At 70.2% G+C, this 23,816-nt stretch carries 21 protein-coding genes; 10 read left to right on the top strand and 11 right to left on the bottom strand.

Annotation, left to right across the window (positions count from 1 at the left end):
* Window positions 1-60: 60 nt before the first annotated feature.
* From ABZ865_RS16700 to ABZ865_RS16650, 11 genes are all read right to left on the bottom strand, one after another.
* Window positions 61-666 (bottom strand): hypothetical protein, encoded by a 606-nt coding sequence (locus ABZ865_RS16700; RefSeq protein WP_361230384.1) that lies wholly within the window; start codon window positions 664-666, stop codon window positions 61-63.
* 7 nt (window positions 667-673) lie between these two features.
* On the bottom strand, window positions 674-1,858 hold the full coding sequence (locus ABZ865_RS16695) for a hypothetical protein (RefSeq protein ID WP_361230381.1): 1,185 nt from the start codon (window positions 1,856-1,858) through the stop codon (window positions 674-676).
* Entirely contained in the window at window positions 1,855-2,466 is a 612-nt protein-coding gene (locus ABZ865_RS16690) for a hypothetical protein (RefSeq protein WP_361230378.1), read from the bottom strand. Before ABZ865_RS16690 ends, ABZ865_RS16695 begins: the two co-directional genes overlap by 4 nt.
* A 28-nt stretch (window positions 2,467-2,494) precedes the next feature.
* On the bottom strand, window positions 2,495-3,124 hold the full coding sequence (locus tag ABZ865_RS16685; protein WP_361230375.1) for a hypothetical protein: 630 nt from the start codon (window positions 3,122-3,124) through the stop codon (window positions 2,495-2,497).
* A 45-nt stretch (window positions 3,125-3,169) separates the two neighbouring features.
* The gene (locus ABZ865_RS16680; RefSeq protein ID WP_361230372.1) at window positions 3,170-5,476 is read right to left on the bottom strand and encodes a hypothetical protein; all 2,307 of its coding nucleotides are present in this window, start codon (window positions 5,474-5,476) and stop codon (window positions 3,170-3,172) included.
* A gap of 52 nt (window positions 5,477-5,528) precedes the next feature.
* Window positions 5,529-6,062: a hypothetical protein gene (locus ABZ865_RS16675; RefSeq protein WP_361230369.1), complete on the bottom strand. Its 534-nt coding sequence runs from the start codon at window positions 6,060-6,062 to the stop codon at window positions 5,529-5,531.
* A 45-nt stretch (window positions 6,063-6,107) separates the two neighbouring features.
* Window positions 6,108-6,734 (bottom strand): hypothetical protein, encoded by a 627-nt coding sequence (locus ABZ865_RS16670; RefSeq protein ID WP_361230367.1) that lies wholly within the window; start codon window positions 6,732-6,734, stop codon window positions 6,108-6,110.
* Between the two features lie 29 nt (window positions 6,735-6,763).
* A complete protein-coding gene (locus ABZ865_RS16665) occupies window positions 6,764-9,733 on the bottom strand; it encodes an ATP-binding protein (RefSeq protein ID WP_361230363.1) in 2,970 nt (989 codons plus the stop codon).
* A 36-nt stretch (window positions 9,734-9,769) separates the two neighbouring features.
* Window positions 9,770-10,252 carry a hypothetical protein gene (locus tag ABZ865_RS16660; protein WP_361230360.1) on the bottom strand — a complete coding sequence of 161 codons (483 nt, stop codon included), beginning with the start codon at window positions 10,250-10,252 and terminating at the stop codon, window positions 9,770-9,772.
* Window positions 10,253-10,344: 92 nt separating this feature from the next.
* Window positions 10,345-10,620, bottom strand: a complete 276-nt coding sequence (locus ABZ865_RS16655; protein WP_361230357.1) for a hypothetical protein — start codon at window positions 10,618-10,620, stop codon at window positions 10,345-10,347.
* A gap of 56 nt (window positions 10,621-10,676) precedes the next feature.
* A complete protein-coding gene (locus ABZ865_RS16650; protein ID WP_361230354.1) occupies window positions 10,677-12,290 on the bottom strand; it encodes a conjugal transfer protein in 1,614 nt (537 codons plus the stop codon).
* 455 nt (window positions 12,291-12,745) lie between these two features.
* Between ABZ865_RS16650 and ABZ865_RS16645 the strand changes: the two genes are divergently transcribed.
* The 10 genes from ABZ865_RS16645 to ABZ865_RS16600 all read left to right on the top strand — a co-directional run bounded on the left by ABZ865_RS16645 (window position 12,746) and on the right by ABZ865_RS16600 (window position 23,435).
* Window positions 12,746-13,261: a hypothetical protein gene (locus tag ABZ865_RS16645; protein ID WP_361230351.1), complete on the top strand. Its 516-nt coding sequence runs from the start codon at window positions 12,746-12,748 to the stop codon at window positions 13,259-13,261.
* 40 nt (window positions 13,262-13,301) lie between these two features.
* Complete coding sequence (locus ABZ865_RS16640) at window positions 13,302-13,928, top strand: hypothetical protein (RefSeq protein WP_361230348.1); 627 nt, start codon at window positions 13,302-13,304, stop codon at window positions 13,926-13,928.
* Window positions 13,925-14,950: a hypothetical protein gene (locus ABZ865_RS16635; protein WP_361230345.1), complete on the top strand. Its 1,026-nt coding sequence runs from the start codon at window positions 13,925-13,927 to the stop codon at window positions 14,948-14,950. Before ABZ865_RS16640 ends, ABZ865_RS16635 begins: the two co-directional genes overlap by 4 nt.
* Window positions 14,947-15,309 (top strand): DUF4913 domain-containing protein, encoded by a 363-nt coding sequence (locus ABZ865_RS16630; RefSeq protein WP_361230342.1) that lies wholly within the window; start codon window positions 14,947-14,949, stop codon window positions 15,307-15,309. The genes ABZ865_RS16635 and ABZ865_RS16630 overlap by 4 nt, the downstream gene beginning before the upstream one ends.
* A 63-nt stretch (window positions 15,310-15,372) precedes the next feature.
* The gene (locus ABZ865_RS16625; protein ID WP_361230339.1) at window positions 15,373-16,032 is read left to right on the top strand and encodes a hypothetical protein; all 660 of its coding nucleotides are present in this window, start codon (window positions 15,373-15,375) and stop codon (window positions 16,030-16,032) included.
* 165 nt (window positions 16,033-16,197) lie between these two features.
* The gene (locus ABZ865_RS16620; protein ID WP_361230336.1) at window positions 16,198-16,863 is read left to right on the top strand and encodes a hypothetical protein; all 666 of its coding nucleotides are present in this window, start codon (window positions 16,198-16,200) and stop codon (window positions 16,861-16,863) included.
* A 7-nt stretch (window positions 16,864-16,870) separates the two neighbouring features.
* The gene (locus tag ABZ865_RS16615) at window positions 16,871-18,961 is read left to right on the top strand and encodes a peptidoglycan DD-metalloendopeptidase family protein (RefSeq protein WP_361230333.1); all 2,091 of its coding nucleotides are present in this window, start codon (window positions 16,871-16,873) and stop codon (window positions 18,959-18,961) included.
* An 8-nt stretch (window positions 18,962-18,969) separates the two neighbouring features.
* Window positions 18,970-20,388 (top strand): PQQ-binding-like beta-propeller repeat protein, encoded by a 1,419-nt coding sequence (locus ABZ865_RS16610; protein ID WP_361230331.1) that lies wholly within the window; start codon window positions 18,970-18,972, stop codon window positions 20,386-20,388.
* On the top strand, window positions 20,385-22,115 hold the full coding sequence (locus tag ABZ865_RS16605; protein WP_361230328.1) for a TraM recognition domain-containing protein: 1,731 nt from the start codon (window positions 20,385-20,387) through the stop codon (window positions 22,113-22,115). The genes ABZ865_RS16610 and ABZ865_RS16605 overlap by 4 nt, the downstream gene beginning before the upstream one ends.
* A gap of 213 nt (window positions 22,116-22,328) precedes the next feature.
* Complete coding sequence (locus ABZ865_RS16600; protein WP_361230325.1) at window positions 22,329-23,435, top strand: substrate-binding domain-containing protein; 1,107 nt, start codon at window positions 22,329-22,331, stop codon at window positions 23,433-23,435.
* The last annotated feature ends 381 nt before the right edge of the window (window positions 23,436-23,816 follow it).

Raw genomic sequence — 23,816 nt, 5'->3', positions numbered from 1 at the left:
CGCATCTGCAAAGCACGTACCGACCTGGGACAGTGACGAGACGAAAGATTCACAACGGCATCAACTGTCGCTCGACTCACGCGCCTTGTCCGGCGTGCGACGTCCGGCGAACAGCCGTCGAGCCCGTGCGGCCAGGGACTTCGCGGTGCCGCCACGGGCAGCCAGCACCCCGAGGACGCCCAGGAAGCCGACCGGCACACCCACTTCGGGGAGGAACATCCCGGCCACGGAGGCGATGACGAGGATCACATCTGCGAGGAGTACGGTGACGCCCCGCCGTCCCGGGTGCTCCTTCACCATCCAGGCGCCGAGGAGGGCCATGCCGGCGAGGGCCCAGTAGCCGAAGACGGCCTGTCCAGTGAGTACGGTGCTGGCGGTGTCCCGGGCGGACTCGCCCGCGGCGGAGAAGAAGCCGGCCAGCGCGGCGGTGAGGATGCTCGAGCCGAGGGCCAGCAGCAGCTGCCCGCGCCGGCGCAGCAGCCAGACGACCGCGCCGAGCAGGACCAGCACGCACACCGTGACGAACGAGGAGCCGCTCTGGGAGGCCACGGCGAACAGGGTGTAGGCGGCGGCGATGGCGAAGACGGCACGGGGCAGGAGGTGCACCGCCCAGGAGTCGTCCTTGTCCTGGCGAATGAGACGGCGGAGGGGATGGTCAGGGCTCATGGTCGGGTCACTCTCCGATGCCCGCGCCGTGTGCCTTGGCAGGCGCGGGGGGTGTCTGGGCCGGCTCTGCGGGGCCGGCGTGCCCGGAGGGGACGACGACCTGGCGGGCCTCCATGGCGACGCCCGGCATCCAGCTGACGCCGTGGAAGCCGGTGATCGGGGGCTTGGCGGAGGGTCCCTTGGTTTCTTGGGTCGGCTGGACCTGCGGTGCCTGCTGCGTCTCTGAGGTCTGCTGTGCCTGCGGCGTCTGTTCTGGGAGCTCCACCGCCGCAGGCTGCTGCTCATCGATGCCGCGGGCGGTCGCCTCCTGCTGTGCCTGCAGGTTCAGCGCCTCCTCGGTGTACTGCTCGACGGCGGCGTCACGGCCGTCCAATCGGGCGACACGCCCACATGCTTCGAGGACGGCGGCGCGCTGGGCCTCGACCGTGGGGAGGGAGCGGAGGTGGTCCAGATCCAGGTAACCGGCGGCCCAGTACTTCTGGGCCGGCGGGTTGTCCGGGTCGGGAGCGAAGAAGTGCAGGTGGGAGCGGATCGCCCCGTCGGACAGCAACTGTTGGGTCTCCGGAGGAAGTCCCTTCAGCACATCCTCCGGGAGGTCGTACACGAAGTGGATGTTCTCGGGGCCCGTGACCTGGCGCAGCTGGGGCATCTCCGTCTCGTAGGCGACGCTCCACGGGGCCATGGTCGCGGTGAACGCGATGGCCTCGCCGTCCACGCTCTTGGCGTACTTCTCGGACAGCGCGGCCCAGGCCTTCCGGGCCAGAGCGTTCCCGCTGGCCTCGTCGAGCTGCAGGATCTCCCGCACCTCCGATCGCCAAAGGTGGAGCTTGTCCAGGAGCTGTCCGCCCGGCGTGCCCTCTAGGTAGCGCGCTGTGCCGGGCTCGACCGCATTCTCGTCCTCGGACCACACTTCGGCTATGTACTGGTTGCTCAGCACTTTGTCCGGGGGCAGGGCCGGGTGCGGAATGCCGTGGGACCAGAAGGCGGACCTCATGCCCGGGCGCGGTGGCCGGACGTCGAGTTCCCTGACGTAATCGAGGATGTACTTCTCGATGCTCCCGGCCTCGGCGGCCCCCGCGAGGATCATGTCGGTGACGCGTTCCACCTCCTCCTCGGACAGCGGAGCGCCGGCCTTCAGTTGCCGGTCCAGCGCGCGCTGCGTGGCTGTTCCCGCGGTGGTGCCGTCGCTCACTCCAACTCCTGGGGATAGCAGTTCAGACTGATCATCACGCCGCGTCGGCCCACACCCGTCGAAGTGACGCCGCCGCTGAACGCCTTCAGGACGACGACCGGACCTTCGGGGTCCGGGCTCCGCCAGATCGCCAGCCGGTACGGATTGCGGGTCCGCAGGCGCCGCTCGCGGGACGGGAGCCAGTGGGACGGGCCGCCGGGCTCGGGGAAGTCGGGTGCGTCCCACGCGCCGGAGAAGTCCGGCGTGCCGAGCACCTCCCGGGCCGCCGTCTCGTACGCGGGCCAGACGTCGGCAGCGATGTCCAGCACGCGCTCGTTCTCCTCGGGGCTGTCCGCCTGCACCTGCCAGTTGGTCCAGCCGAGGGACTGGACCGGGCTCCAACCGCCTCCGACGACCGGGGTGAGGGTCAGTCGGCCGTCAGTCGAGGTGCGTACGGACAGGACCCGGTCCTCGGGCAGGGGCTTCCAGCCGAACAGGGCGCACCAGTCGTCCAGGGCCTGGCCGGGGAGGGGCGGGCCCGCCCAGACCGCCGGCCAGTCCACGTGCTCCAGGCCGGTCAGCTCCGTGGCCAGCCGCTGCGGCGATTCATCGATCAGCAACGTGGGCATGTCTGCTCCCGATTTCTTCTCTCGTCCCTCAGATTCGCCGGGCCGGTCCGGGCGTGGGCTGCTCGAGAGGGCTGTGGCATATCAGTCCGATCCTCGCATCGGACGGGGCGGGAGCCGTCTGCGAACCCAGCCCGAGGTTCAACCTCAGCTCGAAGACCGGCGCCCCGGGCGTGCGGAAGCGCCACACCGCGACGCGGTGCGGGTCCCGCTGTCGCAGGCGCCACTCGGGGGTGTACCAGGGGCTGCGGCCGGGCAGCTCCGGGAAGTCCGGGTCGGCCCAGGTGCCGTTCCAGGTGGGCTCGCCCATGACACCGCGCAACGCGGCGAGGTGGGCCGCGAAGCGGTCCAGGGCCAGCTCGGCGACCCGTTCGTTCTCGTCGGTGTCGCGGGCCCGGGCCGCCCACGCCGTGTGCTCGACCCGGGCCACGGGGCGGCCGGGGGCGGTGGTGGCGAGGTAGAGGCGGGCGCCCCCCGCCGTACGCACCCACAGGCCCGCCTGGAACCACAGCGGCCGCCAGCCGAAGCCCGCGCACCAGAACGTGCGCTTGTCCGTTTCCTCCGGCACCCCCGCCCACACCGTGGACCAGTCCACCTCGATGAGCCGCTCCAGCTCCGCGACCAGCTGGTCGGGGGTGCGGTCGGCGGTCAGGGCGGGCATCGGACGGCTCCTCGGTGTGTGTGCGTGCGGAAGGCGCGGACGGGGTCAGACGCGGCCGTTGGGGTCGCGCGGGTCCCTCGGCGGGGCGGGTGCCTGGGGTCGCGGGGCGGTCGGGGGCTCCGGTGCCGAAACCCTGGGGGCCGGGGGCCGTGGCTGCGGGTGAGGTGCCGGCTGGGCCGGTGCGGGGCGCTGCTCGACCGGGGCCGTGGGCTGCGGCGCCGCGGGCTGTGGGGCCGGCGGCTTGGAGGTGCTGACGCGGCGTCCGCGGAGCGGGGCCGACGCGGGGCTGGGCGGAGTCTGCTGCTCCTGGGGCGACGGCTGGTTCGCCTTCTCCTCGTACGGCATGCGTGCGGTCTTCGCCTGGAGGTGAGCGGTCTGCTTCTGCTCCCGCTTGGACTGTCCCAGCCAGCCCCAGCTCTGGAGCTTCTCGCGGCCCTTGCCCTTGAGGATCAGCTTGTCGGCCGCCCAGGCGCCGCCGCGCGCCGCGCTGCCGCCCACGCGGACCGCCCCCTTGGCGGTGGTGCCCGCGACGCGGCCGCTGGTGCGGGCCGTGGAGACGGCGAGCCCCGGTGCCATGACGGCCGCCTTGTTGAAGGTGGCGTTCGCGCCGTCCCGGATGCCGAGGGTGTCCTCGCCGCCGGCGATCTGCGGGGTGAAGTTACCGCTGAGCAGCTTCTTCAGCATCATCACGACGGCGATGGTGACCAGAAGCAGCATGAGCAGCTGCGTGCCCAGGGCCACCTTGGCGGGCAGGATCATCTGGTACAGCAGCAGCAGCACGGTCAGGATGACTCCGAAGCCCGCGCGCAGCACGAAGCTGTGGATGAACGTCTCCAGCCAGCTCTTCAGATGCTTCTGCTGGGACGGGTGGATGCCGAGGGTGGCGACCAGCGGCAGCAGCATGATCAGGATCAGGGTGACCGCGTGCCACAGCAGGGTGAGCGCGCTCAGCACGATGACCATCACGCCGACGATGAACGCCGCCACGAGGGAGTAGAAGGCGAGACCGACGCGTTCGGAGGAGTCCTGGCCGGACCAGTCGTTGAAGGCGACAGGATAAATGCTCTTGTCCGGGGCGTTTTCGCCGACCGCGATGTCCTTGCGGATCTGCTGCCAATCATCGAACTTGGCAACGGCCATATCCTTGTTCACATTGATGAAGGGAGGGTATGCGCTTTTGCCGTCCCAGGGATTCTTGTCTTCCTTCCGATGGCCGTCGACGTTGGTCACCGACTGGGCGGCCGCCTGTTTCACGCGGAGATCCGCGCAGCGGGCTCCCTCGCCCCAATAGCAATCTTGCGCGTCTTTGCTCCTGTTGAAGACATCCTTGTTGTAGACGCAGGTGCCCTTCTTGTCGACCTCGCCAGTGTCGTTCCTGAAGATGCAGTTGGCGCCGACTTCACCAAACTGGCCCATGGCCCAGGGCCGGAAGGCGAGGGTGTCGTACATGGCGCAGCTCGACAGCCGCATGCCCACTGCACCTCGTTTGGCCTTGCCGTCGTCCGCAAGGTCGCACGGGCTCTGCATCTCATCGGAGGCGCCGGCTAGAACCGTGGACGCGAAGGCCGAATTGGCCTCGGCTATCCACTTGTCGGAACTGGACACGAACTTGTCGTAGTTCTGCCCGGTGAGGAACGCCGTGACGGCGATGACAGACAGAGCGGTCCAGGTGATGCCCGCCCACACCTCGCGCATGTCGCCCTTGCGCCACTTGGTGAACACCCAGAGGCCGACGAGCAGGATCATGACCGCAACGGCGGGCTTCAGTACATGGTCGTGCAGGTTCGTCACGACGTTGTTCCGGCTGGTGTACAGGCCGGAGAACGGGCTCGGGTTGGAGGCCATCTCCTTGATGGAGATGGCGAACCGGGTGAGCACCTTCGTGCCGTCGAAGACCGCGTTCGCGACGCCATTGTTGACGTACCCCATGACCTCGCAGTCGTCGGCGCCACTGCCCCAGGAGCCGTTCCATTGCGAGGCGTTTCCCTTGCCCTTGAACGTCATGGACCAGTTGAGGCCGCGCATGCCGTTCAGTTCGTAGAAGGTGTAGTCCTTGGCATCGTCCTGGTTCACCGGAAAGGCGCCCCTGACCATGCCGGTCTGATCACCGAGGTTCTTGGCGCGGTCTCCGGTCTGCCACTGCGCGACCGCGGGCATGATGCCCTCGCCGTTGCCGCCCGGCGAGTCCAGTTGGTAGGTCTCGTCGCCGGTGAAGTTGCACGCGAAGTCCGCGTACGCCGACGACGGCACGGCGAGGGTGAGCGCCGTCAGCGCCAGTGCCACGAAGAGGACGGCACGGACCACCACACCGGCCTTGCCTATGGCGCGGTGCAGCGCGGTGCGCGAGGGCATCTGAAATCCTTCGGGACGCGGGGACAGGGAGGGAAGCGGAACGGGTGTCGGATCAGCCGGGGAGGTAGTCGGTCAGGACGCAGCCGTCGACCAGAGCCGCCTTTTTCGTGTAGCCGCTCGGCACCGAGAAGTCCGGGTCGCAGGTCAGGAGCCTGAGATCCGACGTCGTCAGGCCACGGATCGCGTCGTTGCCGGTCGGAACGACCGCGAAGTCCTGGCCGACCAGGAGTTTTTCGTGGTTCTTCTTGACCGCGGACTGGAACTTCCGCATGTCCGGCGTGATGAGCAGAGTGATGGCATCGCCGGACGCGTCCTTGCAGACGGCGCGTTCCTTGATGCCCCAGGACGGGGCGTCGACCTCTCCGCCGGCTCCCCACGAGTAGTTCTCGCCGGTGCGGTTGGTGTCGTAGGCATCGCCGGACTGCACCGCTTCGCAGGTGGTGTACGCGCTTACGTACTTGGCGACGGAGGCGACGTCCTTGGCCTCGGGCAGGCCGGAGTCGGCCGTGTCCTTGCCTCCGCACCCGGCCGTCGCCGTCAAGGCGGCGACGCCGACGCCGATCGCGAGTGCTCGGGTGACGCGCATGCTGTCCGTCCTGTTCTCGATGCTGGGGCGAGGGGGCAGTCCCGGTCAGAACGGGACGTAGTTGGTCAGGACACAGCCGTCGACGAGGGCGGGCCGCACGGTGTAGCCGCTGGGGACCTTGAGGTCGGGGTAGCAGTTCAGGACGAGCAGGTCCGTCTGGAGGAGCGGGTTCTCCTCGGTGGGGGTGGTGGGGTTGACGGCGAAGTCGGCGCCGACGAAGAAGATGCCGCGGCGCTCCACGTCGTCCCACTCGCCGTCCCGCGTCGACTCGCGCACGTCATCCCGGTAGGCCTGCTGGAACGCCTTCATGTCCTTGGTCAGGTAGATGACCCAACCTCCGGCGTCGGAGGTGTCTCTCCCGCAGGCGGCTCCCTCCTTCACCGACCACTTTGCTGCTTCCTTCTTGTTCTCCTCGTCGTACGACGCGCCGTAGCGGCCGTGGTGGTAGGTCGGACTGATGAATCCTTCCGCCGGCGCTCCGGGCGCGCCCTCGGGGTCGTTGCTGAGGTCGGTGCAGGGCAGGCCTGCCTGGGTGATGAACTTCTGCACGTCCTGGACCGTCTGGGCGTGCGGCAGGACGTGGAGGCCGGAACCATCACCGCCGCAGCCGGTCAGCGCCGTCAGCATGGCCGCCGAAACGGCAGTGGTGAGCAGGGGTTTCAGAGAGCGCACGGTGTCTGTGGTCCTTCGTGTCATGGGGGTCATACGGTCACCGGTTCCGCGGTCGCCGCGGTCTGCTGCGTCGGGGCCTCCTCCGCCTCCTGGAGGAACGTCCACTCCCACACGCTCTGCGGCGGGTCGATCCCCTGGCGGGCCGGGCGGGTGGTGCCGTTGGTGTCCGTGGCGGCGAGGATCTCCTTGAAGACCAGGTCGACGGCGACCGTGCCGACCCGCTTGTCGGCGTCTCGCTGGAGGCAGACACCCGTGCGGAGTTCCTGGAGCGCGGCGATGACCTTCGGGTCGTCCTCGGGGCGGCCGAGGAGCGGGGCGACCAGGGAGGCCTCCTGGGCCGACTTCTGCTTGAACGCGAACACCGTGTGGATCTGGTTGGCGCCACCGCTGCGGGCCTCGGAGTCCTCGATCTGCACCAGGTCGATGGCCTGCTGGGTGATCAGGACGGTCACGGCCAGGTAGGAGCGGCCCTGCTTGAGGGCTCGGCGCATCAGGTCGCGGCCCGACTCCGTGGCCGTGACGACGTAGGCCTCGTCGACGAAGAGCGCCTTGGGGCGCAGGCCGACCTCGCCGGTCACCGGGTTCTTCTCGTAGCCGACGTCCAGCATCTGGCTGCCCAGCTCCACGACCGCCATCAGCGCGGTGGCGGCAAGACGCTCGGCCGGGTTCCAGTTGCGCGGGTCGGACGCCGCCGGGGACTGGAAGCCGCGCAGGGTGATGACCGTACGGCGCTTGCGCATGCTGCTCAGCGGCTGCGGCGTCTCCGCGAACGCCAGTCGGGCGTAGGGGAGGGTGCGCAGCTCGGTCAGCAGCATCTGGGCGAGCTTCAGGTCCTTGGCCGCCTCCCGGTCGCCGGTCGCGACGGCGTGGTCGTACGACTCCACGACCTCGTCGACGACCTGCCACAGGGTCGGCCGTGGCACGCGCACTTCGGCGTCGCGGGCGGACAGGCCCTGCTCGACGGCCTGGCGGATCGCGGAGTTGTAGCGGCCGACGACCGCCGCCATCGCCTCGATGACGGGGAGGCGGACGCGCTGGTAGTCCTCGTCGCCGAGGAACCCGCGCAGCATCGACTCGGCGAGCAGGCGTCCCGACGGCACGTCCCGGGCGATGACCCACGGGTCGAGGACGCCGGCCTGGCCCTTGAGGAGGTCGACGACCTCCGTCTCGGCCCAGAACTCCCGGTTGACGGGCTGGAAGCGGCTGGCCGGGGTGCCGAGGATGCCCGCCTCGGCGTCCGCGGCGAAGCCGGTGTCGTTCACCTGGGAGCCGAAGGCCAGGTAGTAGCACATCTGTGCGAAGTCGGTCTTCGGGTCGATGACCAGGCAGCGGACGCCCGACTCCGACTCCTCGTAGAACTTCTGGAGGGCCAGCGAGGACTTGCCACCACCCGACGCGCCGACGATGGCGAGACCTCCGCCGTCGTTGCGGGCCGGGCCGACGTGCAGCGAGTAGTGGACCGGCATCTTGCCGGCCCAGCCGACCAGGTTGCCGACCCAGCCCAGGCGCCTGCCGGAGCGGGTCTCCGGGTTGTCGCCCAGCTCGGTGCCCGCGGTGGGCAGCCCGGCGCCGAGCTGCTCGACCTCCTGCAGGCGCAGGTACGGGGAGATCGGCAGCTTGGGCGCGTCGCCGGGGAGCTGGGCCTGCAGCAGCCGCCACTGCATACGGGTGGGACGCAGCAGAGTGACCTTCAGATCCTGCTTGAACTGCATCTCCAGCACACGCCGGCGGCGCTCCAGCTCCTTCACGTCCGGCGCCGAGATCGTGAAGCGGATCTGCGCCTCCATGCCCGGCATCTTGTGCTCCTCGATGTCGTCGACGAGCTCCTGTGCACGGGTGACCTGGCTGGCCAGCTTGGTGTCGGGCGTGCGGCCGGAGTTGGCCATGTCGTTCATCTCGTCCACGAGGTTGCCGCGGATCTTGTCGGCGCGGTCCTTGAACTTCGAGTACGGGATGAGGGTGAAGCGCATGTCGATCTCGACGGGGAAGTCGACGTGCTGTGCGGCGTAACGGGCCCAGGCCGTGGACTGGCGGAAGCGGGTCTCGGCGGGCCAGTTGGCGGCGACCAGGGTCGTGGTGTAGCTGGTCTGGCGCTCGCCGGTGACCTCGTCGTACTGGTGCAGCACGATGTGCGTCTTGCGGTTCTCGCCAGAGAAGTCGACGACCAGGTCGAACTGGTCGGGTCCCCAGGCGCGCGAGCCGAGCACGGGCTCCGGGGGGACCGGCAGGTCGCCGTGGAGAGGCTTGCGGATCAGCCAGACCAGTTCCTCGCGGGTGAGCGGGGTGCCCTTGAGGTTCTCCAGGCTCTCGTGGACCTCGACGGCGACCTGGGTCCATTCGGCGATGACGGACGGCGACAGGTGCTCGTCGGCGACGCCCGTCGCGGTGGCCGCGGCACGGTCGGCGGTGCCGCGCACGCCCCGGAGCAGGCCGGGCTCGTCGTACGGCTCGTCGTCCTGGCGCAGGACGCCCGTGGAGCCGCCGCTGCGCTTGAGCGAGCCCAGCTTCACCAGCAGGATGTTGCGCTCCCGCTTGGCGCCGATGCGCTCCTGATAGTCGGCCTTGCGCAGGTTGTACGCCTTGTAGTTCTCCGTCGGGTCCCAGGCGACCGCGTTCAGTTCCTCCGCCCAGGTCAGCGCGGTGATCGGCTGGTACACCTTGCGGTAGTGGCAGTCGACGTTGCGGTCGCCGCGGGCCAGGTTGAGCAGACCGCGGGCCGGGCCCTCGGCCATCGCCTGGAGCTCGGTGGAGTTCAGGTACTCGTCGATCGCGTTGGGCAGGACCAGACCCGTCCACACCGAGTCGCCGTGCACGAAGATCATGTCGTCGGCGTAGCGGTAGGGCAGGCGGAGGTCTTCACGGCGGGCGGAGGCCGGCGCCTGCCTGGTGCGGGTCCCGGCGGTGCCGTTGCTCTGCTGCTTCTTGCTCGAAGAGGAAGCCATGATCATGGCGACCACGAAGAAGGCGACGGCACCGCCCAGGAGGATCAGCATGAACATGGGTCACCTGGGGGTTGGGAGGGAAGGGTCGGTCGGTCAGCGGGAGGCGGAGAACGGGGTGCCGCGGTCGGCGGCGGACCGGCGGGCGGCGTCGTAGCGGGCCTGCCAGCGCGGGGATCCGGGAGTCCACAGGATCACCTGCCAGCGCAGTTCCTCCGGCTCCCGGTCCGCGGCCAGGCCCTGCAGCCGCTTGGGCTGCCACCACCAGTCGGCCCACACCACCAGTTGCTGGCTCAGGGTGAGCGCCGAGGGCAGTGGCCTGCCCCAGACGAAGTAGACGACGATCGGCGGCCCGAAGTAGAGCAGTGACGTCCAGAGCGACATGCGCAGGAAGGGCAGGAACGCCGACAGCGAGAACAGCGTGACCAGCCAGAGCAGCCCGAAGGCGAAGGCGGCGCCCAGCGCGGGCAGCAGCAGGCCGGGGAGCGGGATGTTGCCCCAGTTCCAGATGCGCTTGGGCCGGTTGACCAGGTCGGTGTGGTCGTACGCGACCAGCGGCTCCGGCGCGTCCTGTGCCATCTGTGCGAACTCCCGTGTCTGTTCTTGGTCTGCCGAGCGTCAGCTCAGCCATGTCTGCCGAGCGTCCGCTGCCATGTCTGCCGGCGGACCGGTCAGCCGTTGGTGCTGCCCCCGATCTGGTCGCCGAGGCTGATGAGGAGTCCGGCCAGGCCGGTGGCGCCGCCGATGATCAGCGCGGCGAGGGCGATCAGGCCGAAGCCCTGGAACGCCTCGCGCATGCCGTCGCCACGCTTCATGGACATGAGCATGCGGATGCCGAGGATGAGGAGGGCGATGACGGCGACCATGGTGCCCGCGTCACGGAGGATCCCCTCGATCTCTCCGATCATGTTGTCCAGCTCGTTGTTGCCCTTGGCTGCCAGGTACACGATGTTTCCTCTCGGATGCTGACGAATTGGTTCTGGGATCGGGCGGGTGGACCGCGTCAGTGCGCGGCGCGCCGCTTGCCCTTCGACGATTGGACGGTGGTGCCTGAGGGCGACGGGGACGGTGAGCCGGAGGCCGACGGCGTGCTGCCGGCGGAGTCGGAGGAGTCCGCTGAGCCGGAGGAGTCCGAGGAGCCGCTCTGGTCGTCGTCGGCCCGGCCGCCCTGCGGGTCGAGCAGGCCGCCGCGGATGTCCTTGATGAACCAGCCCTGGGCGGTGTTCACCACGGTCATCCGGTAGGCCCGGCTCGCCGTCCGGCCCTCCGGGACGCCCCAGTCGACGGTCACCCGCAGCTGGACGGCCTGACCGGTCGGGTAGGTGTACGGGTCGGTGTTCTGCACCTTGCCCGGGACCAGCGCGACGACATCGGTAAGGTGCGGGTTCGACAGCCGGCCGGCCAGTCCTGACGTGGCTGCACGAGTCGCGTCGGGGGCGGTGAAGCGGGCCATGGCGGTGCTGTCCGACGCGCCCCAGGCCGTGAAATAGCCGGGCAGCACCTGCTCCTTGAGCTGGTCGGCCAGCTTCTCGTCCACGACCTCGTGGCTCTGATCGACCTCCGGCACGTCGGCGCGGGCGGGCAGCGGCATCTGGCCGACGTCCCCGGCGACGCGCATGCCCTCGCCGGACTTGAGGTCCTCGACGTAGACGGGAACGGTCAGTTCGGTCAACGTGCCGTCGGTGGTGCGCACCTGCACCCCCAGGTAGCGGCCGTGGTCGTCGTACTCGGGCAGGTCCTCCACCGTGCCGTCCCAGGTGGCGGACACGGCCGTGCTGGTGCCCTCGCCGTTCCATCCGCACTCGGCGTCGACGCCGGCGGAGGCGTAGTGGGCGAGGTTGGCGCGCCGCTCGGAGGCCTTCTCCGGGGAGTACGTCATGCACAGCAGCGCGTACTGCTCAGCAAAGTTCGCCGCCTGCTGGAGCGGGAAGTCGGTGAGCCGGTACCGGGCGGCGTCCGACGCGTCCAGCGACGCGCTGCTCGACCCGGACGACGCCCCGACCATCAGGCCCATCACCCCGCACGAGCCGAGAGCGAACACGCAGGTGGTGATGAGAAGGGTGGCGCGCAGGGCGACATGCGTACGGCGTCCGCCGGAACCGCCGGCCGGGATACGGCCGCCGGGCTTGGGGACGTCGAAGGTGCGGGAAGCCGCGGAGGCGGGGGCCGTCGCAGAGGCCGGGGCCGTCGTGGACGTGGCGGCCGAGACCTGTCGGGCGGCCACGCCGGCCGAGGGCGCGGCCGCGGTGGCCGGCCCGGCGGCAGCGGCGGCCGGGGACGCTACGGATGCGGCAGTAGGGGGTGCCGGTGGCGCAGCCGTCGCGCCGGCGGCTGCCGGAGCGGCTGCCGGTGTCGGTGTCGGGGTGATGGCGGGTGCCGGAGCCGTGGCGGAGGCCGGTGCCTGCGCCGTTCCCTTCCTGCGCTCCTGCTTCGCCGCCTTCTTCTGCTCGTACGCGGCCTTGCGTGCCGCCCGCTCCCGCTCCCGCTTCTCCTTCTTCGACTCGGTGCGCGGAGCGGTCTCCCGTGGCGGCAGGGCCGGTACAGCGGCCTGGGCGGCCCGGGGCTGGCTGCGTACCCAGGCGGCGGCGACCTGCGCACGGGCCGCGTCCGAGGACATGTGCGGAGGCTGCTGCTGGGACTGCTGCCCCTGCGCCGCCCATCCCTGCTGCTGGGCTTGCGGAGGACCGAAGGACCCGGGCTGCCCGGAAGGCTGGCCTGCGCCGACCGCGCCAGCAGGGCTGTTCTGGTCTGTCATCGAGTCGGATACTCCAGCGAGTCGGTTCCCCGTCTGCCTGGCGGGCGCGACCGCGCCGCACGACGGGCCCTGGCCCGGCCAGGTGCGCTGGCAGTGTGGCAAAGACGCATCGCTCGAGCCGGTGGCAATTCCCGGCGGGAGTTGAGGAATTCCCGGGAGGCAGGCGGTCGGGAAACGGGCGGGAGAGGCGCCGGGGAATCATCGGGAAGCCGGGTCGCCGTCGGGGCGTGCCCTCGGCCCACAATGCGCGGGGTGGACCCGGGCGGGCTGCCCCCGCGCAGCACACCAGGCCCCATGGCCCCGGCGAAGGACGAGAGTTGAGCGACCAGAACGGGCATCCGCAATCCCCCGACCCGCGCGCCTGGGCCGTACCGCCGCAGACGCAGACGCCGACGGCACCGCAGCAGCCGGCGGTGCCCCAGCTGCCCGTACCACCGCAGGCACTGCAGGCGTCCCGGGCGTGGATCGACGGCTACGAGCCCGGCAACCCATGGCAGACCCGCCTGTGCCTGGACACGCCCTACGGCACCGTCGCCTATCCCCTCACACCTCACACGATTCCCGACCTTCTCGAGCCGCTGGTTCTGGTGGCTCAGGAGCAGCAGGGGCTGCCGGTGGGCCTGGACGCGGCACCGGAACCGGCGGAGACACCGGACCAGGGAGCGGACGAGGACGGGGAGGGGCTGGGCGCCCGCTTCCAGAACGGTCGCGCGGCCCGGCTGACCGGATGGGCGGTCGTCCACGACCTGTGGGAACGGGAGGATCCGACGGCCCGGATCGTCATGGGCGCGATCGTGGTGGGGCTGTTGCTGCTCGGTATCGTCCTGACCTGATCGCCCCCTGCCGATTGTTCGTCCGACCGAGAGGAAGCCCATGCTGACGGAGACGACCGGACGCAGCCCCCAGGATCTGGCCGCCGAGCTGACCGTGCTGCGGGGTGTGGACTGGGCTTCCGTGTGGGCAGGGCCGCCGCAGGGCTCCGATGAGCTGCGGGAGTGGTGCGGGCGGTACGGCTGGGAGCCGCTGACGTTCGACCGGCAGCTGCGGGTCCGTACCGCGACCGGGGGCGAGGTGTCGTTCGGCAACACCACCGTCTATGGAAGTCCCATCGTGAGCGCGAGCCTGATGGCCTGCTGGCGGCTGACCGCGTCCGGCCCGGAGGACAACGACGCTGTACTGGCTGCGGCTTCCGAGGCCTGGCCGGCACATCTTCAGGCGGCGGTGTCGGCCATGGGGGCACCGGTGTGGCACGGACAGTGGGACGCTGCGGACTTTCCAGAGCCGCCGGAGCCGGCGTTCTGGGCGGGCCGGGAATCCCGGCTGCGGAACCGCAGCCCGTTCCGGATGGCGTACTGGGGGCCCCTGGGCGAGGCGCCGGGACAGGCGGTTTACGTACTCGACCAGTCGGTGTCCTTCCCGACCTGGACCCAGGATCTGCCTGGTGGGTCGATGATCAGCCTGGCCGTGTATCCGCCTGAAGGTTCCCGGAGGGGTCTGTGAGCCTCGGCGCAACGCCGACCCCGGAGGAGATAGCCGACGCGCTGGCCCTGGAGGAGGCGCACGCACGGACGCAGCCGCGCAACCAGGACGAAGCCCGCACCGTGGTCGCCCGGATGTACGCGGACTGGCGTGCCGCGCACGAGCAGGGGCGGGCGTTCCCGGACCTTCTGTCGTTCGTCCGGGACGTCGCGGAGAACGGTGCCGTCACGCACCCGGAGCGGGGTGAGACACGGGCGTTCTGGTCCTGGCGGTCGCAGCCGGAGGGGGCACCCCGGGAGATCGGCCATCGCTACCTCGCCCAGGCCTGCGGCAGATCACGAGGCATGCAGGTGCTGGAGGACAGCCCCGCCGGGGCTCAGCTCGACTCCTACCACCTGTTCAACGATGAGGTGAGGGGTGTCCTCACCAAGGACTACCATCTGGATCTCGCCCAGGTCGACGAGACCGCAAAGGCAGTGTGGAAGACCGTCTCCGGCCGCTATGCGGAGGCGGCGACCGGCCCGGTGGTGGCGTTCGCGGCCGATATCGGCAAGGAGTCGGTCCTCGGCGCCGATGAACTGCCTCGGCTGCTGGCTCACGAGAAGGTCGGCAAGGAGCACATCGAGTTCCCGGTCGACATGCCCCGGCACGAGCAACTCCCGCCGGAAATCGACAGCCTGATCGGTGACAAGACCCTGCGGTCGCAGTGGCGGATGGAGGACATCGACCCGGCGAAGACCTCGCCCAAGGAGTTCGCGCACAAGCTGGCCGCCATGGACGTACCCGAGCGGCTGAAGGAGAGCCACGAGGCTGCCCTGTGGCGGCTCGGATCGGCCGACAGCTACGAGGAGTTGAACGCGCGGCAACAGCGGCAGCGGGGACCGGCGGTGAACGAGTTCCTGCCCGGCGTGAAGATCCGTCCCGTCGCCATGCCCGCCGCCCCGCGAGGTCCGACCGCCGGTCACGGTGCCCTCAACCCCGCTGCGGCCCTCACCCTGCCGCCCCCGGCCCCCGAACGGCAGCCAGCAGGAGTGGAGCTATGATCGCCGGCGAACAGGCCGCAGAAGAGCCGCAGTTCTATTTCCCTGACGTCTACGCCTTCGTCTCCGACTACCTCGCCCAGATGATCCGCCGCCGTGTCAACGGCACTTCGGCCACCTGGTGCCCCACCTGGTGGGAACACCCCGAGGCCGGCGCGCGTCTCTCCGCGCTCTGGCTGGCCTGGGAGCATCTGCGCCAGGACCCGGCGCTCGGCATGTCGACCTGGTGGCTGCACCATGCCGATCCGCATCTGCGAGTCCTGATGGACCCGGACATGGGTCCCTTCGCGGCCTGTTCACCGAAGGACGGCCACACGGCCTACCCGTTCGATCCGCTGCCGGTCGATCCCCGGCCGGCGTGACGGCCTCGGTCTCCTGAGCACCCGTACATGCTCCTGCACTGCCAACGGAAGAAGAACACTCGCATGCGCAAGCTCCGTCCACTCACCACGGCCGCACTCGTCCTCGTCCTCGCCACCACGGCCGTCGCCTGTGGGGACGACGCCGGTACGGGACAGGGCGGCGGCAACGGGACGGCGAGCGGAGCGCCGTCCGGCGCGGTGGGGGATCCCGGTGCGGACGGGAACGGCAAAGCCGCGGTGGCCGGGCTGGCCAAGGTCGCGGACATGAACGGGGTGGCGAAGCTCGTCAGCTCCGCCACCGGGTGCGAGGGCCTCAGCCGGGACAAGGAGGACGTTCTCGCCAACATCGATGGCGAAGGCGACAGCAATGGCGCGGCCGCCAAGATCGCAGCCACCGACAAGGCCTTCTCCATCAAGGATCGAGCGACTTGCAGTGGCGATATCTCGAACGAGGAGTATCACAAACTGATGCTCGTCAACGACATGACCGCATTCCAGACCGCCTACAAGAACTACCAGCGATCGGAGGGCGACACGGACACCCGCTACTACGTCGGTCAGAACTTCGCGGTCGAACTCAACGCGCGCAGCAGTGACCGCGAGGCGCTCGTACGGGCGGGCACCCTCGGTATCAACTGCTCGCCGAACTTCGTCCCGCCGGCCGGTTTCCGCAGTGAGCCCGCTCTGGTCGACGGCTGCGTCCTGACCGATTACGTCCACTGAGCCGCACGGGGCCCGAGTCCCGCGCTTTCCCGAGCACTCCTGACTCTTTTCCCGGCCTGTTGCCCGGCGGGAAATGCCGAGTCTCTCCCGCACCGCCTTCCCCCTACCGTGTCCCGGTCATCCCCCGTAACGCCGGTCGGATCAGCACAAGGGAGACGCGGAGACGTGGAGTTGCCTGCCGAGAACAAGCGCGCGGCACTGCTGGCCCTGGCGGTGCTCGGGGTTCTGCTCGTCGGCGTGTTGACGGTGTTCACCGTCTTCGACGGGGACGACGAGCAGAGCGGCGACGGCGGGACGACGGCGCAGACTTCCGCTCCCGCGAACCCGGGACAGGACGCCGGGGACGCGGGCAGCGACCGGCCGGGTGCCGCCGCGGCCGCTCCGATCGTCTCGCTGCCGGAAGTGGCCAAGGCCCATGAGGCGATGACTCGGTACATGGCGGGCCTGAACACCTATGACCACAGCAGCAGCACCCGGTCGTGGCAGGCGCCGCTGCTTCAGCTGACCACCGGCGAACCGCAGATGAAGCAGGTGACCGTCCTGCCCAGCGGCAGGACGTGGGCGCAGTGCCAGGCCGAGCACTGCTCGTCCAAGGGCACCGCCGTCGTGGAGCGGGACGCGGTGATCTCGGACGACCTGGTGCGGGGGAGCGGTCGGACGATCTCCAGCCTGGTGAAGGTGACCACCACGCGCGTCGCCGCCGGCAAGTCCACCACCGAGTCCAACGAATGGCTGGTGTCCGTCAAGGAGGAGGGTCGGGAGTGGGTCGTCTCCGGCTTCGACGTCTTCGGCCTCGGTGACGCCGGCGCCTCCGCAGAGTCGGGGGAGTGAGCCCACCATGGTGGCGCCCGCGGTGCTCGTCGCCGCGCAGAAGGCGGCGAAGGCCGCCAGGAAGGCGAAGCAGGCGGCTCAGGGCTCGGCAGGGCCTGGTGGAGGCGCCGGCGGCGGCAAGAAGGACAACGGCTTCAAGCTCTGGATGATTCTCGGCGGTGGCGGCGGTCTCGCCGCCGTGTCCGCCGTCTTCCTTGTGCTGCTGCTCATCGGCAGCATGGTCGGCGGTGTCGGCAACGGCGCCTCGAACGCCGCCTGCGGCGACTATGGCGACAACGCCAACGCGGGCAACACAGGCGACGCCGCCGCCACCAACCCGATCATGCCGGCCGGCAAGATGTACATGCCGAGCGAGACGGCCCGGGCCGAGATACCGCCGCGGATGATCCTGGCGGCCATGCGCGCCGCCGCCCGCTACGACGGCCTCGACTGGACGCTCATCGCCGGCCAGATGTACCAGGAGACCAAGTACGGCCAGGACCCCTCCGCGGCACCCGGCGGCGCCAACTCGCTGGGCTACATGGGCATCCTGCAGTTCGGCCGCCCCGCCTGGCAGGACTACGGCGCCGACGGCAACGGCGACGGCAAGAAGGACCTGTACAACATCGACGACGCCGCCTGGGGAGCCGCCAACTACCTGCACGCCCTGCACGCGGAGTCCCAGCCGTGGAAGGCGCTGCTCGGCTACTCGGGTTCCACCGCCTCCAACACCATCTATCCGCGGGTCGTCCTCACCCAGGCCGCCCGCTACCGCGGTGTGCTCACCGGCGACCAGGACCTCATCAAGCGCTGGTACGCGCACCTGAAGGACACCATCGACAAGAACCCGTCCTTCCCGACCCTCGGCAAGCACTCGGACATCCCCGAGCCGGTCGGCAACGACGCCCAGCCGGACCACGCGCTCAACATCGCCGCCAGCTCGCCGCGTTCCTGGTCGACCCCGCCGCTGGACGGCGAAGGTGACAAGACGGTCACGGCCATGGCGCCGCTCGCCTACTCCACCGACGTCGTCCCGGCCGCCCTCCCCCAGGCCAAGCAGCCGCCCTCCATCGGAGGCAAGGACTGGCAGTGGCCCATGAAGGAGGGCACGTACACGCTCGGCACCCCGTACCACAAGAACGGCAACATGTGGAGCCTCGGCTACCACACCGGCCTCGACCTCGTGGCCACTGCGGGTACTCCGATCTACGCCCCGGCCGACGGCAAGGTCGTCCACGCGGGCCCCGGCGGCAGCTACGGCAATATGACCGAGCTGGAGCACGCGAGCGGTGTCATCACGCTGTACGCGCACCAGACGTCGATCAAGGTGTCCGTCGGCCAGCAGGTCAAGCGCGGTGACCAGATCGGCACGGTCGGTGCCACCGGCAACGTCACCGGTCCCCACCTGCACTGGGAGGTCCGCGTCCCCGGCGTCGACAACCCGTTCGTCGCCGGCCAGGACCAGGGTCCGGGCATGGTCGACCCGGCGGAGTGGATGAAGGGCCGGGTCACCGCCAACCCCGACTACGGCACCGTTCCCGGCTCCGACGACAACAACAAGGGACGGGACGGTCAGTACGCCGACTGCGCGGCGGGCGGCAGCGGCACCAATGTCCCGCCGGACGGCGCCGGCGCCTCCGGTGTCATCCCCGACGCCGACGACCCGGTGATCCGGGCGGTCCTCGGCTGGGCGCAGCGCGGTATCGGTGTGCCGTACGTGTACGGCGCCCCGCGCCTCCAGGGCGAGAACCCGACCAGCTTCGACTGCTCCAGCTTCACGCAGTGGGCGTACTACATGGCCAGCGGCGGGAAGATCAACATCGGCGGTACGACGTACGAACAGCAGCCGTACCTCAGCAAGTACAAGGTGTCGCTGTCCGAGGCCCAGCCCGGCGACGTGATCTTCTTCCGGCCGGAGGGCAACGGCCGCTCCGGGCACGTCGGCCTGGTCTGGGACCCCAAGGGCCACAAGATCATCCATGCGCCGCGGCCCGGAAAGACGGTGCAGTTCAGCACCTGGGACGTCCAGGACGAGATCACCGGCGTCTACCGCGTGCCGATCCCGAAGGGCACCGACCCGGTCGAGGGCAACGGCCACGGAGGGGAAAAGGGAGCGTGAAAGACGTGATGCAGCGTCAGATAGGCATCGGTACGGGGATGTTGCTGTCCCTCGGACTGCTCGCCGGATGCGGCGGGAGCGACGGCAAGGGCGCCGCGACCGGCCACGCCGAGTCCAAGCCCTCCGCCTCCGCCGCCCGGCACGGCGGACCCGCCTACCAGGGCCCGGCCCTGCCCGGCCTGGCCGAGGCGCCCGCCTGGAGCGTGCCGGTCGACGGCTCCACGGGCTGTGCCGGTGACCCGGCGCTGAAGGACGCGCTCGGCGTCGTGGGGGCCGACCCGCAGGTGTGCGTGCTCGGCGACGCCGTCGTCCTCACCCAGGACCGGTCGGGGAACTCCGGCACGAGCGGTGACTCCTCGGAGGACAGCCACTTCCGGGCCCGCCTCTACGACGCGGCCGACGGCAGGGTGCGCAGGACGATCGACTTCGACGTCCCCGAAGCCTGGGCCGGCGACCGACGGCTCACGCCCTCCTCGTTCGTCAAGGTCATCCAGGACAAGGACGGCAACCCCGCCCTTCTGGTCGTCGCCGGGGACGAGATCGCGGCCGACGGCCTCAAGAAGGCGTCGGTCAAGACCACGTACACCCTGTACGCGCCCTCCGGCGCGGTCCTCGGCCGTTCCTCCTTCACGGGCGACGCCTACACGCATCTGCCCGCCGAAGCGGGCCACCTGCTCCTGAAGGAGGGGTACGGGGCCGACACCTACACTCCGATCGGCGGAGGTCCCTCCATCGAGGTCCCCGACCGGGACCACGACCAGGACCGGATCGGCAGCGGCTTCGGCTACCGCGTCGGCAGCACCTACAACGTGATCGACGGCAGTGGCAGCCGACTGGTCGTCAGCGACCGCCGCAGCGGGAAGCAGCTGTGGACGCTCGAGGACGTCGACCGTCCCGCCGCCCTCGCCCACGCCGACGACCCCAAGGCCCGCCTCCACCCGCTCACCGCCGACAAGGGCCTGCTCGCCTGGGAACTGCCGGACGGCTCCGCGCACGACGTGCTGCTCACGGTGGTCGACCTGAGGACCGGCCGGCTGCTCGCCCAGGGGCCGCAGGCCGATGTCGGTTCCTCGAGCCGGCTGATGGCAGCCGTGTCCCCGGACGGCTCCACCGCGGTCACCGATCTCGACGGCGGCGGCGCGGTCGCCTGGAACCTGACGACCGGCAAGGAGCTGTGGCGGCAGGAGGACGGCGAGCAGGACATCACTCCCTTGGCGCTGCCGCGCGCCGACCTCCTTTACGCGGACGTCGGCGACCTGGGCCTCACGGCGCTGGACATGACCACCAAGAAGGTCCTGGCCAAGGGTCTCGGGTCCGGCTCCTTCCTCCAGGACGGCGACGCCCTCCAGTTCACGACCGACGGCCACGCCGTGCTGGCAGGCGACGGTCTCTTCGTCTTCGCCCCCCAGAGAGGATCCCGCGGGTGACCGTAGAACAGCAGAAGAAGCCCCGCGCCGAGGACGACTGGACGGTCGAGATCGTCATTCTGGTCGTGGTCGTGCTGCTGGGCGCCGGCGGCGCCTGGCTGGCCGCCAAGGTGGGCGCGTCCTTCGCGGACGCGCCCGCGCCGCCGTCCAACCCGCTGTCCTTCCTCGTCGCCATGGTCAAGGGCGACTACAGCTGGCCGGGTTCGGCCGCCAGTGCCGTCGCCGCCGGCGAGGCGCTCGCCCTCGGCGTCCTCGGGCTGGCCGCCTACCGGGTGCGGCAGCGCCGGCGGAACAAGCCCGATGTCGACAGCGCGGCCCAGCACCTCGCGAAGGGCGAGGAGTTGGGCAAACTGACGATGAAGGGCGCGGCCGCCACCGCCGAGCGGCTCGGGGTGCAGGCCAGCACCCCGGGCGTGTTCATCGGCCGGTCCGTCAAGGGGCGTCAGCCGCTGTTCGGCTCGTACGAGGACATGCACGTCGACATCTGGGGCCCGCGTACCGGCAAGACCACCCGACGGGCGATCCCGGCGATCCTGGACGGGCCGGGCGCCGTGCTCGTCACCTCCAACAAGCGGGACATCGTGGACGCCACCCGCGGCCCGCGGGCCGCCCGCGGCCCGGTGTGGGTGTTCGACCCGCAGCAGGTCGCCGCGGAGGCGCCGAGCTGGTGGTGGAACCCGCTGTCGTACGTCACCGACGTCGCCAAGGCCCGCAAGATGGCCGACCACTTCGCCTCCGGGTCCCGGGACGCGAACGCGTCCACCGACGCGTTCTTCGACCCGGCCGGCCAGGACCTGCTGGCCAACCTGCTGCTCGCCGCCGCCTGCGCCAAGGCGCCCGTCACCCAGATCTACGGCTGGCTGTCCAACCCCAAGGACGACACCCCGGAGCGGATCCTGCGCTCCGCCGGGCACACCATGGCCGCCGACGGGCTGAACGGTGTCATCACCGCGCCCGACAAGCAGCGCAGCGGTATCTACGGCGTCGCCCAGCAGATGGCGTCCTGCCTGATCAACCCCGAGGTCAACCGCTGGGTCACCCCGCCCGCCGACCCGCACGCGCCCGAGTTCGACCCGCACGCCTTCGTCCGCACCGGCGGCACGCTGTACTCCCTGAGCCGGGAGGGGCGCGACTCCGCCGGCCCGCTGGTCACCGCGCTCACCGTGGCGGTCGTCGAGGCGGCCGAGGAGTACGCCACCACCCAGCGCGGCGGACGCCTCCCGCTGCCGCTGATCGGCGTGCTCGACGAGGCCGCCAACGTCTGCCGCTGGCGCGCCCTGCCCGACCTGTACTCGCACTACGGCTCGCGCGGCATCGTCCTCATGACGATCCTGCAGTCCTGGGCGCAGGGCATCGAGGTCTGGGGCGAGCGGGGCATGGAGAAGCTGTGGTCCGCGGCGAACGTCCGCGTCTACGGCGGCGGTGTCTCGGACACCCGGTTCCTGGGCGATCTGAGCGAGCTGGCGGGCGAGTTCGAGCTGCGCGAGTACCAGACCAGCCGTGAGTCGGAGACGGGCGGCTGGTCCGGGGCCCGGTCGATCAGCGAGTCCGTGCGCCGCGAACGGGTGCTCCAGGTCTCCGACCTCGGCGCCATGCCGCCCGGCCGCGCCCTCGTCCTCGCCTCCGGCACCAAGCCGGTCCTGGTCGAGACGATCCCGTGGTGGGAGGGCCCCTACGCGTCCCAAGTCCAGCAGTCGCTGCGGAAGTACGACCCCGGGGCGAGGTGATCCGGCGCGCGGGGACCGGTGAAGGGTCCGTAAAGGGCGTTTGGAGGCGGTTCCGGTGGGGTTTCCAAGGTGTTCACATCCAAACGGAACGTGATGTTGCCATCTCGTTAAGTGGTTTCCCTTGACGGTGGTGTGGCGTACGCGTTGTCTTTTCAGACACCTGTGCCGCAAAGCGGCACCCACGTCCTGAAGCCACCTGAAGTGAGCCCTCGAATGCGTCGTATCGCCATATCCGTGGTCGCGTCCACGATGACCCTTTCGCTCGCCGGCTGCGGTGTGCTGGACGCGACGGGGGACGGGGCGAGCGCGAGCCCGACGAAGGGCGACGACGTCACGGTGGGGCTGCTGCTGCCGGAGAAGGCGAACACCCGTTACGACAAGTTCGACTTCCCCATCATCAAGAGCAAGGTGGCCGAACTGACCCACAAGAAGGGCCGGGTCGAGTACCTCAACGCCGACGCGGACGCCGCCCGGCAGGCCGGTCAGATGCAGCAGATGATCGACGACCACGTCGACGTCATCCTGCTGGACGCCGTCGACTCGCACGCCATCGCCGGCCAGGTGAAGAAGGCCAAGGCCGCGGGCATCCCGGTCATCGCGTACGACCGCCTCGCCGAGGGCCCGATCGACGCCTACATCTCCTTCGACAACGAGCTCGTCGGCGAGGTGCAGGCCCGCTCCCTGCTGGAGGCGATGGGGTCGGGCGACCACACCTCCGCCAAGATCGTCATGGTGAACGGCTCGCCCACCGACCCGAACGCCAAGCAGTTCAAGCAGGGCGCGCTCTCCGAGCTGAACGGCAAGGTGACGATCGCGAAGTCGTACGACACCAAGGACTGGAAGCCGGAGAACGCCACGGCCGAGATGACCGAGGCGATCGGCCAGATCGGCAAGGCGAACATCGCCGGCGTGTACGCCGCCAACGACGGCATGGCGGGCGGCGTCCTCAAGGCGCTGCAGGCCGCCGGCGTCACCAGCCTGCCCCCGATCACCGGCCAGGACGCCGAACTCGACGCGGTGCAGCGGATCCTCGCCGGTGAGCAGTACATGAGCGTGTACAAGTCCTACCCCGACGAGGCCCAGACCGCCGCCCAGCTGGCCGTCGCCAAGGTCCAGGGCAAGGACATCCAGTTCGACGCCCTCACCCAGGACCGGGTGAACAGCCCCACCAACAAGGACATCGCCGCCAAGCTGGTCCAGGTGAGCGCGCTGACCAAGAGCAAGATCAAGGGCACCGTCGTCGCGGACGGGATCTACCCGGTGGACGTGATCTGCACGCCCAAGTACAAGACCGCCTGCGCGGAGGCCGGTCTGAAGTAGAGCCACCGGGCAGCGGGCATCGGGCAGGCTCGGGTCGCCCGATCCGGCTGCCTGCTCGGGCCGTCGTGACTGCTGCGCGTGACGCGGCGGGCTCCCGCGTACCGCGGTGGTCCGCCGCGTCACGCGCGTGAGCGGCCCTCCCGCATCGCGCCACCCCCGTGAGCGCGATGCGGCAGCCCCGGCCGAACGGGGGGAGTCCGGCCGGGGCCGCCCCGGGTGCCGGGCACCCGGGGGAAGCGGGATCAACGATGCCCCGGCGACGACCGGGCCACCACCATCATCTTGTTGCAATGCGACGGGCGGAGGCCGGACGATACCGGCGCAAACCGGTGGATTACGGCGCCCGTGGCGCGGAGAGCCGTGTTGCGGACCCGGTCGGGG

The organism is Streptomyces sp. NPDC047085, assembly GCF_040643735.1.
GTDB lineage: Bacteria > Actinomycetota > Actinomycetes > Streptomycetales > Streptomycetaceae > Streptomyces.
This window is presented reverse-complemented; position numbering and strand designations above follow the sequence as displayed.